Source organism: Pseudoalteromonas sp. AWM4_233 (assembly GCF_056158285.1).
Genome location: NZ_JBSWSZ010000001.1, coordinates 1,938,305 through 1,952,555 on the forward strand (window position 1 = coordinate 1,938,305; position 14,251 = coordinate 1,952,555).

Sequence of the window (14,251 nt, forward strand, 5' to 3'; positions counted from 1 at the left end):
ACTCACCTTCCTATTGCTCTTTTTTTAATTTGAAAAAACTTAATCGGTTACTGACTTCTTTTGTTGACCATTCAAGCTTCGACATATCTTGAGACATCTGTTCGAGCATAGAGGTATTTTGTTGTGTAGACCTATCAAGGTTGCTAACCGCAGAATTAACCTCACTGATGCTAGTGCTTTGTTGTCTAGTCGCATCGTTCAAATTATGCATCATGGTATTTACTTCAGAGATATTTTCTAAAATGTTTTCTAGACGCTGATGTGAATCTTGTGAGCTATTAAAACTTACTTCAACTTTGTCTATATTCTCAGAAACTAACTCTTTTATTTTCTTAGCTGCTTCGGCAGAGCGCTGGGCTAGTTCTCGCACTTCACTTGCCACCACAGAAAAACCTTTCCCCTGCTCTCCAGCTCTTGCAGCCTCAACGGAAGCATTCAGAGCAAGCAAGTTTGTTTGAAACGCAATTTCATCAATCATAACCGTTATTTGCGCAATCTCTCTGCTTGAATCACGCATACTTTGTGTTACATCTACGGAGCCTTTCATCACTTCCATAGCATCTTCAGCAATTTGTTTCGAATCCTGCATTTGCTTTGTAACAACCAGGCTTTGATCTGCTGTTTCATTTACGCTTGATGCCATTTGCTCCATAGAGGCAGCTATTTGCTCAAGGGCGACTGCTTGTTCAGTGCTTCTTTTCGAAATATCTACTGAAAATTGCTTTTGATCGGTACACAATGCAAGGGTATGATCTGCAGATTTATTTACATCAGTGAAAACACTTTTAAGCTCATTTGACGACACATTAATAGCAGTACAAATTTTGTTTAAGTCTCCAGGAAAGGATTTATCTATTTGGTGATATAAGGCACCTTTTTGTTGTAACTCTGATGATGTTTGAATTTCTTCCATCGCACTATTTAATAATTGGAGCATTTCATTCATATCAGCTTTTAAAGTGGCGTATTGTCCATGCATGTCACCTTGAATTTGTTTATCAAAATTCCCAGATTTTATACTTTCGACAACCCCTGCTAACTCATTTAATACCTCCTCAACCCTTTCACTTGAAAGGTTCATAGCGCGTTGTAATTTTTCTAAATGTCCTGAGTACTCTCCAACAACACGGGAGCTTAAAACCCCTTCACTTTGATGTACTGAAACTTGAACGATGTTTAGAATGGCATTTTCTAAATTTTCTAATGATGAATTTACATTTTTCTGAAGTGAAGCCAATCGGCCTGAATACTCATTTGTTATTCGAGATGAATATTCTCCCACTTGTAAGTGACCAAATAGGCCTTCAATATCGGAAACAAATAGTTCTAAGTTCTCTGATGATTCGTTAAATGTATTTTTAAGTTGTAACAAGCGACCACTGTAATTAACTTCAAGTCGCTTATTAAATTCACCATTTTTTTGCGACACTAACGAGCCTGAAATTTCATTCATTGCACTTTCAAGCGATGACATGCTTACATTAAATGACTCTTTTAAATCATTCAAAGCGCCCTGTTGTTCAGATAAAATACGACCCGAAAAATTACCGTTTTGCAGCTGTTCCATACTTTTGCCGATTTCTTTAATGGCACTATCTATCGTTTCAATTGAACTATCGACTTTAGCCCTTAGTGGCCCTTTTACACTTGGTGACATTCGAACTGTAAAATCTCCTTCAGCAAGCCCATTCATAACTTCATCTAGCGCATTCATAGTAAAATCAAGCGTATTACTACTGTTATTAACTCCTTCTTTTAGAACAGACATGTCGCCTTTACACGGGTAAGTTACTCTATGACTAAAATCACCATTTGAAACTCGGCTCATTACAGACTGAATTTCGCTATTTACCGCATTTAACTCTTGTAAAAAGCTATTAAATGACCGTGTCGCTTGACCAACCTCATCGTTAAGGTCAGAACTAATAGATTTGGAAAAATCAAAATCTTGGTTTACTCGATTAATAAACCCACTGAGGTTTTGCAAGCCATCATTTAAACTTTTCGCGACTCTCGATGCAAAACTGACAATTAAATAAATAATAATCAAACAGCTCACTAAAGAAATAATTAGAAATGACATGGCTTTTGTTTTGGTAGATTGCGCATATTGACTGATTAAATGCGATTTTTTATCCGCAATGCCTTTAATCGACTTTATTCTACTTGTTGCATCAGCAAACCAGTTTGAATTATCGCGCCCTGAAAAAACTAAATTACCGCTACTGAGTTGTTCTGAGATAAATGTACGGTATGGCAGTATTTGTTCATCAAGGTTGTTTAGCTCTGAAAATTCTGACTTAAATAATTTAGGATCAAGTAATTGCTTAATAAAATCTACTTGTTGAAGTTGGTCACCTTGAAATAAAGATAAACTAGCAAGTTGAGGTAACGAAATCTTACCGCGATTAAAAACGCCATTTAAAAGTCCACGCTCTTGACCTGCGCGCTCTTTCATCCAAAGAATGGCTATTAAGCTCTTCATACTTTTGGTCGCATGTGGGTCGTCTGTATAATTTGCAAAAGTACTTGCTGCATCAAGCGCAAACTTATTAGCTTTAGAATAAAATCCAAAAGCGCCTGAACGTTTGTCTAATTCATCTACTTTTGTTCTAACTATTTCTAATGCTTTAAAATGCTCAACAAGATTATTAATCATGAATTGCGTGGATTTAGGAAAATCATCAAGCTGAGCTTCTGCAAGTTTGAAAAGTTGGTTTTTAGCAATATCCGCTTTTTTTCTTTGTTCGAGCACCTTTTCTTTTCCTTTGCCACCACTAGCAAGAAAGCCAGCTGTAAGGCCACGTTCAACAGCAAAGTTGTGTGCGGTTTGATCAAGCACACTGACCGCATTTACATAAGCTTCTAATCTAGAAGCACTTGTATAATTTAAGTACTGAGAAAAAACTAAATAAATAAAACTAACTAAAACGAAAAATGTAGGTATAACACTAAGCAGGGTAATTTTTGTTTTAATTTTTAAGTTATTAATTAAGCCATCAAACATGACTATCAATCCATAGAGCGAAAGTATGTACTTAAAAGATAGTAAACAGCTGAGAAAATTGGAAAAAATTTGAGTAAAAAAAAGGCCTTGCATGGAGCAAAGCCTTGATAGGATCAATCTTTAAAGTCGTATACCGCCATCAACTTCAACGACTCGACCTGTGAAAAAGTCATTTTCAATGATGTATTTTGCAGTATGGGCAATTTCTTCTGCTTCGCCCAAGCGACCGACTGGTTTCATCTTAACCAAACGCTCTTTCGCTTCAGGTTTCATCGCATCAGTCATTTTAGTACGAATAACACCCGGTGCAATTGCACCAACACGGATACCAAAACGACCCAGTTCTTTTGCCCATGTTGTTGTCATGGCAACTACACCTGCTTTAGCAGCTGCGTAGTTGGTTTGACCCATATTACCCGCACGTGCAACGCTCGACATATTAACAATGACACCACCTTCACCGCTTTCAACCATTTTTGCAGCTGCTTCTCGGCCGCACAGGAAAACACCAGTGAGATTAACATCAATAACAGATTGGAATTGTGATAATTCCATTTTCGCAGTCACTACGCCATCTTTTGCTTTTAACAGCAGACCATCGCGAAGTATGCCAGCGTTATTAATAAGTACGTGTACGGCACCGAAATCACCGACGATGTTGTTGAAAACCGTTTCAACGTCAGCCTCAACACTCACGTTAGCCACATAGGTTTCAACTTTAACATCGAGCTTAACCAATTCAGCTTTTGCTTCTGCCAATACTTCGTCTTGCATATCGATTAAAGCTAGGTTAGCGCCTAATTCAGCCATTTGCGTCGCCATCGCAAAACCTAAGCCTTGCGCGCCACCAGTAATGACAACTGTTTTATTTTTAATGTCCATAATGCAGTCTATTTTTCACTATAAAGTTTGAAGATTGCGCTAAAGTCTTCGGCACCTTTCCCTTGATTTTGCATCAAGTTGTAAAGGTTTTTCGCCAATGCGCCCATAGGTGTTGCCGAGTTAGTTTGTTGCGCAGCTTGCTGAGCTAAACCTAAATCTTTGGCCATTAAGTCCACCATAAAGCCCGGCTTGTAGCCATTTGAACTCGGAACATTCTCAAGTACATCTGGACAAGGATTATAAAGCTCTAACGTCCAGTTACGACCTGAGCTGTTAAGCATAATCTCACTCAGTACTTTTGGATCTAGACCATGGTCTATACCCATCTGTAGCGCTTCACTGGTCCCTGCCATGAGTATACTTAACAGCATATTGTTACAGATCTTCGCAACTTGCCCTGCACCAATGTCACCTGCATGATAAATATTTTTACCCATGGTAGGAAGTATCGTATTTGCCAATTCAAAACACGCCGTTGAACCACCCACAATGAAGGTTAGCGTACCAGCTGCTGCACCAGCAACACCACCAGAGACCGGCGCATCTACAAATTTAATACCTGCTTCGCCAAGTGCTTTACCAACGAATTGTGCTGACTCGGCATCAATTGTTGAACAATCAATGACTAAGGTGTTTTTGTTTAAATGGTTAACTAGGCCATTTTCGCCAGTGTAAATCGCTTTTACATGCTTGCTTGCAGGTAACATACTGACAACAAAATCAGCATTCTCACAGACTTCTTCTACCGCGTTTACAGCTGTTGCACCGGCTTCTACAAGGGTTGCGATTGCGTCTGGGCTTAAATCAAAAACGCGTACTTCGTGACCCGCTTTAACTAAGTTTATGGCCATTGGGCCACCCATATTTCCTAAACCAATAAATCCAATTTTTGCCATTGTTATATTCCTTACAAACCTTGAAGTGGATGCTCTGACCAACGCGCTTTGAAAAAAGCGTTAATCGCGTCATCTGTCACACTTTGTGTATTTTCAAACTGCCAATTCGGTGCGCCATCTTTATCGATTAATAATGCACGAACACCTTCTTGGAATTCACCGAATTCACCCGCAGTTACTGACATGCCAAGCTCTAATCTAAAGCAGTCAGCTAAACTCAAATCTTTTGCGCGCTTCAACTGTTCGCTGACGAGTTTTGCACTTAAAGGTGAACCATGCTGAAGCGATTTTTGTGCGCGAGATAGCCATTTGTTATCCATCGCATCAAGAGACAAGATGACATCAATTTGCGACTCTAAGGTATCTTTATTCTCAAGCTCTGCTATCACAGATTGTAGTGGTTCAATTTCACTTGCAGGCTCGTTAATCGATTGGTTTTGTAGTGAATGCAACACATCAGAAAGTAAGCCATGATTATGTTCAGCGCTGTTTTTCCAATCTGTACCTAGTAAGCTTGCTAACACTTCACCGTAGAGCTCGGCATTCACAAAATGATCTGCCAGACCAACAAATTGAGCGTCTTTGGCATTGATTGACGCGCCTGTCAGGCCTAAGAATAAACCCACACCCGCTGGCATCTTATTCAAGAAATAGCTACCACCGACATCTGGGTATAAACCAATTGTTATCTCAGGCATGGCAATACGGGCTGTTTCTGTCACAACTCGGTGACTTGCGCCTGCCATTAGACCTAAGCCGCCCCCCATGATGATACCGTTACCCCAAAGTAAGATTGGCTTTTCATAAGTGTGGATTTGGTAATCAAGTGTATATTCTTCGCTGAAGAAGGTTTCGATGGGGTTATTGCCATCATTTGCAGCCATTGCTTTGTACAAGCTGACTACATCGCCACCGGCGCAAAACGCTTTTTCACCATGCCCCTTTAAAACCACCAAGGCGATGGCATCGTCATTTGCCCATTCGGTTAGCTGAGGCGCTAACAAACGGATCATATCCAAGTTGAGTGCATTCAGTGCTTTTGGCACGTTTAAGGTGGCAAACGCCACCTTTTTGCCATTATCACAGTCAGCCAACTCAAATACGACTGGCGCATCTGCTTGGTTTAATAACTGTAACTTTGCCATTAGCCGTTCACCCAGTTTGGTTTACGTTTTTCTAAGAACGCGTTGACGCCCTCTTTTTGATCTTGTGTATCAAACAAGGTGACAAATAGTTCGCGCTCTAGCGGCAGTGCACTGTTGATTGTGCCTGTACGACCTTTTTGAATAAGCGCTTTACATGCCGTCACTGCTACTGGACTTTGGTCTGCTACTTTATCTGCTAGAGCAAGTGCCGCATTCAATGCTTCACCAGTTTCAACTACTTCTTCAACTAAGCCAATTTGTTGTGCTTTGTCAGCTTTTAGACGTTCACCACATAAAATCATGCGCTTAGCCCAACCTTCGCCAACAAGCCACGAAAGATTTTGTGTACCACCAGCACAAGGTAGTAAACCCACTTTAGCTTCTGGTAACGCCATTTGCGCTTGGCTTTCAGCAATACGAATATCACAAGCCAATGCCACTTCAAGGCCGCCGCCCATTGCAAAGCCATTGATAGCCGCAATTGAAACACCTCTAAAATCGCTCAAGGTTTCGAACGCTTCACCGAATACACGAGACATGTCAGCAGCAACTCCTTTGTCGCCGTCTGCAAAAACGTTTAAGTCGGCACCAGCTGAGAAGAATTTCTCACCCTCACCTGTGATCACTAAAGCGTAAATTTCTTTATCTTGATTTAACTCGATTACAAGATTCTTTAACCCTACCAAAGTATCGCGTGTCCATGTATTAGCAGGCGGGTTGCTCATTGTTACTACCGCGATGTTACCCTGCTTTTCTAATTTAAGTTGTGCAGTCATTTTGGTTTCCTTATTACAATATGCTTGGTGCGCCTTCAGCTAAAATACGACGACCGATGATCACGCGCATGATCTCATTGGTGCCTTCAAGAATTTGGTGAACGCGTACATCACGAACATGACGCTCTAGCGGATATTCTTTGATGTAACCGTAACCACCGTGAATTTGTAATGCGTCGTCACACACTTTAAAACCAACATCAGTAGCAAATCGTTTTGCCATTGCACAGTAAGTGGTTTTTTCACTGTCGTTGGTGTCTAGTTTGAATGCCGCAAGGCGAACCATTTGACGGGCAGCAACAAGCTCAGTATTCATGTCTGCAATCTTGAACTGTAGCGCTTGGAATGCCGCAAGGGGTTTACCAAACTGTTCGCGTTCAGTCATATATTGCTTAGCTGTGTTTAGCGCTTGCTGTGCAGTACCGATTGAACAAGTTGCAATGTTAATACGACCACCGTCTAAGCCTTGCATTGCAAACTTAAATCCTTCGCCTTCAGCACCCATAAGATTTGCAGCAGGAATACGAACGTTTTCAAGGGTTACAAGACGTGTAGGTTGTGCATTCCAACCCATTTTTTCTTCGGCTTTACCGTATGAAATACCTTCAGCATCTGCTGGTACAACAAACGCAGAAATACCTTTTGGACCTGCTTCACCAGTACGTGCCATTACCACAAGTATGTCAGTTTCACCAGCACCTGAGATAAACATTTTCGAGCCGTTCAATACATAGCTGTCGCCATCTTTATCAGCTTTAGTTTTAAGTGACGCAGCATCAGAACCTGAGCCTGGCTCAGTTAAGCAATAAGACGCTAACAATTCACCCATCACTAGTTGATCGATGTATTGCTCTTTAACTGCATCAGTACCAAAGCTTGCAATCATCCAAGTTGCCATGTTGTGGATTGTTAGCATGGCGGTTGTTGCTGTACAGCCCATAGCAAGCTGTTCAAAAATAATGCTTGAATCTAAACGTGATAAACCAAGGCCACCTGCCTCTTCTGGCGTGTATAAACCACAAAAGCCCAGTTCACCGGCTTTTTTAATCACGTCTTTAGGGAAAATATGTTCACGGTCCCACAGCGCAGCGTTTGGCGCTAGTTCACTCATCGCGAATTGATATGCTGTTTCGGCAAATGCCTGTTGATCTTCATTTAGATTAAAGTCCATAAAAGACCTCTTGTTGTCAAAGGTGAGCCGATCATGTCGGCTCACATTGTTATTATAAAAATTGAATAGAAAGGATTAACGCAGGTTGATACTCATATTCGGGCCTGTCACGACCTCATCATCAAACCAACGCGAAGTCACCGTTTTTGTTTCTGTGTAGAAACGCACACCTTGCTTACCATAGGTGTGTTGGTCACCGTAGAAAGAGTTTTTCCAACCTGTGAATGAGAAGAAAGGCAGTGGCACAGGAATTGGAATATTAATACCTACTTGACCTACTTCGATTTGCTGTTGGAATTTACGTGCTGCTGCACCGCTTGCTGTAAATAAAGACGTACCGTTACCATATGGGTTACGGTTAATTAGCGCGATTGCTTCGTCTAGCGTGTCAACGAATACACAGCTTAAAACTGGACCAAAGATTTCTTCTTTGTAGATTTCCATCTCTTCAGTCACATCTGTAAATAGCGTCGGGCCAACCCAGTTACCAGCTTCATAGCCTTCAACAGTATAGTCTGAACCATCAACTAAACAGGTTGCACCTTGATCTTTACCGCTTTGAATAAGTGAAAGAATACGCTGTTTTGCTTGAGGTGTTGTTTGCGGGCCATAAGCCGCTTCAGGGTCGTTCCAAAGACCTGGGCGTACGCCTTCGAAACCTTTCTTAATGTCTTCTACCCACTCTTTTGATGAACCAACAAATACTGCCACCGAAATACCCATACAACGTTGGCCACCAGCACCTACTGATGCACCAACTAGGTTATTCACTGTTTGTGCTTTTGACGCATCTGGCATGATCACCATGTGGTTTTTAGCACCAACGCACGCTTGAACACGTTTTTTGTGCTGTGTGCCTTTGCTGTAAATGTAATGACCGACATTACAAGAACCAACAAAAGACACTGCTTTGATTTCTGGTGCTTCTAGAATTTGGTCAACTTGGTCTTTTGTACCGTGTACAACTTGTAGTACGCCTTTTGGTGCACCCGCTTCTTCGAATAGCTCAACTAAACGCATTGGCGTCAGTGGATCTTGCTCAGAAGGTTTAAGTACAAAAGTGTTACCGCATACAATCGCCATTGGGAACATCCAAAGTGGGATCATAGCCGGAAAATTAAACGGGGTAATACCTGCACACACACCTAAAGGCTGCGTGTAAGAATACGTATCAATGTTGCGAGCAACGTTTTCAACAGTTTCGCCCATCATCATTGCAGGAGCATTTGCAGCTTGCTCAACCACTTCAATACCACGCCATACATCGCCTTTTGCGTCTTCGAACGTCTTACCTAATTCATGACAGATAATGGTCGCAATTTCTTCTTGGTGCTCTTTTAAAAGCGCCGCGTATTTCATCATGATACGAGCACGCTCTGGTACTGGCACGTTGCGCCAAGTCTTAAATGCTTCTTGTGCAGAATCAATCGCTGCTTTTACTTCTTGCTCTGTCGCGCAAGGTACTTTTGCAAGTACTTCTTGGTTTGCTGGATTAACAACATCAATCCATTGCTCTGATGATGATTGAGTGAATTCGCCGTTGATGTATAAAGGTACTTGGTGCATCTGCACTCCTCCCCTGGTAAATAGAAAAAAGGCACCGCTGTTATATTATTTATACGGTGCCTACAACTTGGTGTGATTAAACTTCAACTGCCAGTGCAACCGCTTCACCACCACCGATACACAGTGATGCAACACCTTTAGAAAGGCCGCGATTACGTAAGGCATGAATTAGAGTAACTAGGATACGCGCACCACTTGCACCGATTGGGTGACCTAGGGCACATGCACCACCATTAACGTTAACTTTGCTTTGCTCAAGACCTAATTCTTTGATTGCTAGCATAGTCACCATGGCAAATGCTTCGTTGATTTCCCATAAATCTACGTCAGCTTTATCCCAACCCGCTTTTTCAAGTAGCGTGTTCATCGCGCCAACTGGCGCAACCGTGAATTCTGCTGGCGCCTGTGAGTGAGTCGCGTGAGCAACCACTTTACAAAGCGGTGTTAAACCTTGCTTCTTCGCTTCTGATTCGCTCATCAGAATCAATGCTGCTGCACCATCTGAGATTGAAGAAGAGTTAGCTGCGGTAATTGTGCCATCTTTTTTGAATGCTGGACGAAGACCTGGGATTTTATCAGGACGCGCATTACCTGGTTGCTCGTCAATGGTTACTTCAACGTCGCCTTTACGCGTTTTTAAAACATGAGGGACTACTTCGTTATTGAAGCTGCCGTTTTCAATCGCTTCATTTGCTTTGCTTAAAGAGCTAAGCGCAAACTCATCCATTTCTTCACGCGTGATGCCATAATCATCAGCGGTTGCTTGTGCAAAACAACCCATCGCTTTGTTGTCGTAAGCATCTTCAAGACCATCAGCCATCATGTGATCTTTAATCTCACCATGACCCATACGCATACCGCCACGCGCTTTTGGAATGAAATACGGTGAGTTAGTCATACTTTCCATGCCGCCAGCGACTGCAGATGAAATGCTGCCCGCTTTAATTAGATCATGAGCAAGCATGGCTGCTTTTAAACCTGAGCCACATACCTTGTTAATGGTTGTTGCGCCAGTTGAACGTGCTAGACCTGCATGCAACATAGCTTGACGTGCTGGTGCTTGACCAAGACCTGCCGGTAATACACAACCCATGATCACTTCATCAATTGATGCGTCCGTAAGCCCTGTTTCGCTCATAACGCTTTTGATTGCAGTTGCGCCAAGTTCTGTTGCGCTTGCGCCTGAAAGTGCACCCATAAAGCCACCCATAGGGGTACGTTTTGCTGCTACGATTACAACTGCTTCGTTACTCATGTTAAACTCCTGTTCACAAGCTTCTTGCTTGTTTGTTTCAAAATGATGATTTGAGCATACCTAATATTTACGTTTACGCCAACGTAAATCTAAAATCAAGTTAATTGCGTTGACTTAAACTGTAAACTTAAGTTGCACGTTTTCCTTGCCAATACTGCTAGAAACTGCGAAAAGGCGGTTTATTTAGTTAGAACTGCATTAAATATTCACACTTTTTATTAACACTCAATAATACATTCCCCAAAACGCAACTTTACCTTTACGTAAACTTCACTTATATTGGTCTAATCTGTTTTGAAGTAAGTGTTAAACAATTATGCAAGATAACCTTAACGAACCAACCTTCTCTATTAGCGAATTGGCTAAGGAATTTGACATTACCACCCGTTCTATTCGTTTTTATGAAGATCAGGGATTAATTTCGCCAGAGCGAAATGGTCAAACCCGCATTTATTCAAAACGAGACAAAGTACGTCTAAAACTTATTTTACGTGGCAAGCGTTTAGGCTTCACTCTGGCTGAAACAGGCAGGTTGTTTGAACTTTACGATGCCGATAAATCAAGTGCGAAACAGCTCACCACTATGTTGGCGCTAATAGAAGAAAAGAAAGCTGATTTAAGTCAACAAATGGATGACATTAAAGTGGTTCTGATGGAACTCGTTACCGCAGAGCGCCGTTGTCGAGACACCCTCAAAGAGCTAGATGAGCACGAAGACTAATTAAATTTATAATAACTCTCACACAGGATAACCAAGATGAGCACTGTATCTTTATATAAAGAATTAAACTTTGGATTAGGTGAAACAGCTGACATGATCCGTGATCATGTTAATAGCTTTGCAAGTGCTGAAATTGCACCACTTGCTGAGAAAACTGATTTAGACAATGCATTCCCAAATCAACTTTGGCCACAATTCGGGGAGATGGGCTTATTAGGTATTACCGTACCTGAAGAGTTTGGTGGTGCAAATATGGGCTACCTAGAGCACGTTATTGCGATTGAAGAAATCAGCCGTGCAAGTGCCTCTATCGGTTTAAGCTATGGCGCTCACTCTAACCTGTGTGTAAACCAAATTAACCGCAACGGTAACGACGCGCAAAAACAAAAGTATCTACCTAAGCTAATCAGCGGCGAACACATTGGCGCTCTTGCTATGAGTGAACCAAATGCGGGTTCTGATGTTGTTTCGATGAAGTTAAAAGCTGAAAAGAAAGGTGACAAGTACATTCTTAACGGCAATAAAATGTGGATCACTAACGGTCCTGATGCAGATGTTTTAGTTGTTTATGCAAAGACTGATTTAGAAGCTGGTTCTAGAGGGATCACAGCCTTCATCATTGAAAAAGACTTCCCAGGTTTTTCAACCGCACAAAAGCTTGATAAATTAGGTATGCGTGGTTCAAACACCTGTGAGCTGGTTTTTGAAGACTGTGAAGTACCAGAAGAAAACATTCTAGGCACTCTAAACGAAGGCGTTAAGGTGCTCATGAGTGGTCTTGATTATGAGCGTGTTGTGCTTGCCGGTGGCCCACTAGGTATCATGCAAGCGTGTATGGACATTGTAGTACCTTATATTCACGAGCGTAAACAGTTCAACAAATCAATCGGTGAGTTCCAATTAATTCAAGGTAAAGTTGCTGACATGTATACGCAAATGAATGCCGCGCGTTCATACGTATACACGGTAGCTAAAGCTTGTGACCGTGGTGAAACAACCCGTAAAGATGCTGCGGGTGCCATTTTATATGCTGCAGAGCTAGCAACAAAGCTTGCACTAGATGCGATTCAAATACTAGGTGGTAACGGTTACATCAACGAATACGCAACGGGCCGTTTATTACGTGATGCCAAGCTCTATGAGATTGGTGCGGGTACGTCTGAAATTCGTCGTATGCTAATTGGTCGTGAACTATTCACTGAAAGCCGTTAAGGACTCACCATGACTGTTTTAAACTCATCTATTAATGTGCATGACAGTCAGTTTAAAACAAACAGTGAAGCTATGGCTTCACTGGTTGCAGATTTAAACGACAAAGTTGCTCAACTTGCACAAGGCGGTGGTGAAGCACTTATCGCTCGTCATGAAAGTCGCGGAAAAATGTTTGTTCGTGACCGTATCAATACCCTTCTTGATGAAGGCTCTCCTTTTCTAGAAATCTCTCAATTTGCTGCGTTTGGCGTTTACGAGCAAGATATACCTTGTGCAGGTGTAGTTGCTGGTATCGGCCGAGTTCAAGGCGTTGAATGTATGATTGTCGGTAACGATGCAACCGTAAAAGGCGGCACTTACTTCCCTCTGACTGTTAAAAAACATTTACGCGCACAGGAAATTGCAGAGCGTTGTCATTTACCTTGTATTTATTTAGTTGATTCGGGCGGCGCAAACTTACCTGAACAAGACGAAGTATTCCCTGACAAATTGCATTTCGGCCGTATTTTCTATAACCAAGCACGCATGTCAGCCAAAGGCATTCCGCAAATTGCCGTAGTAATGGGTTTATGTACCGCAGGTGGTGCGTATGTTCCAGCAATGGCTGATGAAAGTATCATCGTAAAAGAGCAAGGCACGATTTTCTTAGCTGGCCCGCCACTGGTAAAAGCTGCAACAGGTGAAGAAGTCTCAGCCGAAGATTTAGGCGGTGCAGATGTGCACTGTAAAACATCTGGTGTTGCCGATCACTATGCAGAAAACGACGAACATGCCCTATCGATTGCCCGTCAATGTGTTGCCCGTTTAAACCATCAACGCCCTACTGCGCCAATACTAAAAGACGTAAAACCACCACGTTACGATATTCGTGAAGTGTATGGCATTGTCGGTACGGATCTGAAAAAACCATTTGATGTTCGTGAAGTAATTGCACGTATTGTTGATGATTCTCAATTTGACGAATTCAAGCGCTTCTTTGGTGAAACCCTTGTTACTGGCTTTGCTGAAATCTACGGTCACCCAGTAGGGATTGTTGCCAACAACGGTATCTTATTCTCCGAGTCGGCACAAAAAGGCGCTCACTTCATTCAATTATGTGCTCAGCGTGATATTCCTTTGTTGTTTTTACAAAACATCACCGGTTTTATGGTGGGTCAAAAATACGAAGCCGAAGGTATCGCCAAACACGGTGCCAAAATGGTAACTGCTGTATCTTGTGCTGACGTACCAAAGTTTACGGTATTGATTGGTGGCTCATACGGCGCGGGTAACTATGGTATGTGTGGTCGCGCTTACGAGCCTACCATGATGTGGATGTGGCCAAACGCGCGAATTTCAGTGATGGGCGGCGAACAAGCAGCTGGTGTACTTACGCAAGTGCGTCAAGATGGTCTTGCACGTAAAGGTTTAAGTATGACTGACGAAGAAGTTGCTGAGTTCAAAAAGCCAATTGTTGCGCAATATGAAGAGCAAGGTCACCCTTACTACGCAAGCGCCCGTTTGTGGGATGACGGCATCATTGACCCTGCTGACACTCGTACTGTTTTAGGTCTTGCCCTTGAAGCCGCTGCTAATGCGCCTAAGCAAGAATCTAAGTTTGGCATTTTCAGAATGTAAGGA

General features: G+C 42.2%; 11 protein-coding genes. 3 read left to right on the forward strand and 8 right to left on the reverse strand.

The window, feature by feature from the left end; translation table 11 throughout:
- Window positions 1–10 precede the first annotated feature (10 nt).
- The 8 genes from ACXAC4_RS08620 to ACXAC4_RS08655 form a co-directional block, all read right to left on the reverse strand.
- Window positions 11–3,007 carry a methyl-accepting chemotaxis protein gene (locus tag ACXAC4_RS08620; RefSeq protein ID WP_475160645.1) on the reverse strand — a complete coding sequence of 999 codons (2,997 nt, stop codon included), beginning with the start codon at window positions 3,005–3,007 and terminating at the stop codon, window positions 11–13.
- 120 nt (window positions 3,008–3,127) lie between these two features.
- The gene (locus ACXAC4_RS08625; protein WP_475160647.1) at window positions 3,128–3,889 is read right to left on the reverse strand and encodes an SDR family oxidoreductase; all 762 of its coding nucleotides are present in this window, start codon (window positions 3,887–3,889) and stop codon (window positions 3,128–3,130) included.
- 8 nt (window positions 3,890–3,897) lie between these two features.
- Window positions 3,898–4,785: a 3-hydroxyisobutyrate dehydrogenase gene (gene mmsB / locus ACXAC4_RS08630; RefSeq protein WP_475160648.1), complete on the reverse strand. Its 888-nt coding sequence runs from the start codon at window positions 4,783–4,785 to the stop codon at window positions 3,898–3,900.
- 11 nt (window positions 4,786–4,796) lie between these two features.
- Entirely contained in the window at window positions 4,797–5,930 is a 1,134-nt protein-coding gene (locus ACXAC4_RS08635; protein ID WP_475160650.1) for an enoyl-CoA hydratase/isomerase family protein, read from the reverse strand.
- Window positions 5,930–6,706: an enoyl-CoA hydratase gene (locus ACXAC4_RS08640; protein ID WP_475160651.1), complete on the reverse strand. Its 777-nt coding sequence runs from the start codon at window positions 6,704–6,706 to the stop codon at window positions 5,930–5,932. The genes ACXAC4_RS08635 and ACXAC4_RS08640 overlap by 1 nt, the downstream gene beginning before the upstream one ends.
- A gap of 13 nt (window positions 6,707–6,719) precedes the next feature.
- Window positions 6,720–7,877, reverse strand: coding sequence for an acyl-CoA dehydrogenase family protein (locus ACXAC4_RS08645; RefSeq protein WP_475160653.1), 1,158 nt, complete (start codon window positions 7,875–7,877; stop codon window positions 6,720–6,722).
- A 75-nt stretch (window positions 7,878–7,952) separates the two neighbouring features.
- A complete protein-coding gene (locus ACXAC4_RS08650; RefSeq protein WP_349286583.1) occupies window positions 7,953–9,443 on the reverse strand; it encodes a CoA-acylating methylmalonate-semialdehyde dehydrogenase in 1,491 nt (496 codons plus the stop codon).
- A gap of 76 nt (window positions 9,444–9,519) precedes the next feature.
- Window positions 9,520–10,698, reverse strand: coding sequence for a thiolase family protein (locus ACXAC4_RS08655; RefSeq protein WP_475160654.1), 1,179 nt, complete (start codon window positions 10,696–10,698; stop codon window positions 9,520–9,522).
- Between the two features lie 316 nt (window positions 10,699–11,014).
- Here ACXAC4_RS08655 and ACXAC4_RS08660 point away from each other — a divergent pair, with 316 nt between their 5' ends.
- The 3 genes from ACXAC4_RS08660 to ACXAC4_RS08670 are packed head-to-tail and all read left to right on the forward strand — an operon-like array spanning window position 11,015 to window position 14,248.
- The gene (locus tag ACXAC4_RS08660; RefSeq protein ID WP_058029868.1) at window positions 11,015–11,419 is read left to right on the forward strand and encodes a MerR family transcriptional regulator; all 405 of its coding nucleotides are present in this window, start codon (window positions 11,015–11,017) and stop codon (window positions 11,417–11,419) included.
- Window positions 11,420–11,455: 36 nt separating this feature from the next.
- On the forward strand, window positions 11,456–12,631 hold the full coding sequence (locus ACXAC4_RS08665; protein WP_349286582.1) for an isovaleryl-CoA dehydrogenase: 1,176 nt from the start codon (window positions 11,456–11,458) through the stop codon (window positions 12,629–12,631).
- A 9-nt stretch (window positions 12,632–12,640) separates the two neighbouring features.
- Window positions 12,641–14,248, forward strand: a complete 1,608-nt coding sequence (locus ACXAC4_RS08670; RefSeq protein WP_475160657.1) for a carboxyl transferase domain-containing protein — start codon at window positions 12,641–12,643, stop codon at window positions 14,246–14,248.
- Window positions 14,249–14,251 lie beyond the last annotated feature (3 nt).

Bases quoted from the DNA above. Each gene is read 5' to 3' on its own strand.
- mmsB (WP_475160648.1), bottom strand. From the start codon at position 4,785: ATGGCAAAAATTGGATTTATTGGTTTAGGAAATATGGGTGGCCCAATG.
- ACXAC4_RS08620 (WP_475160645.1), bottom strand. From the start codon at position 3,007: ATGTTTGATGGCTTAATTAATAACTTAAAAATTAAAACAAAAATTACC.
- ACXAC4_RS08665 (WP_349286582.1), top strand. From the start codon at position 11,456: ATGAGCACTGTATCTTTATATAAAGAATTAAACTTTGGATTAGGTGAA.
- ACXAC4_RS08655 (WP_475160654.1), bottom strand. From the start codon at position 10,698: ATGAGTAACGAAGCAGTTGTAATCGTAGCAGCAAAACGTACCCCTATG.
- ACXAC4_RS08625 (WP_475160647.1), bottom strand. From the start codon at position 3,889: ATGGACATTAAAAATAAAACAGTTGTCATTACTGGTGGCGCGCAAGGC.
- ACXAC4_RS08640 (WP_475160651.1), bottom strand. From the start codon at position 6,706: ATGACTGCACAACTTAAATTAGAAAAGCAGGGTAACATCGCGGTAGTA.
- ACXAC4_RS08650 (WP_349286583.1), bottom strand. From the start codon at position 9,443: ATGCACCAAGTACCTTTATACATCAACGGCGAATTCACTCAATCATCA.
- ACXAC4_RS08660 (WP_058029868.1), top strand. From the start codon at position 11,015: ATGCAAGATAACCTTAACGAACCAACCTTCTCTATTAGCGAATTGGCT.
- ACXAC4_RS08635 (WP_475160650.1), bottom strand. From the start codon at position 5,930: ATGGCAAAGTTACAGTTATTAAACCAAGCAGATGCGCCAGTCGTATTT.
- ACXAC4_RS08670 (WP_475160657.1), top strand. From the start codon at position 12,641: ATGACTGTTTTAAACTCATCTATTAATGTGCATGACAGTCAGTTTAAA.
- ACXAC4_RS08645 (WP_475160653.1), bottom strand. From the start codon at position 7,877: ATGGACTTTAATCTAAATGAAGATCAACAGGCATTTGCCGAAACAGCA.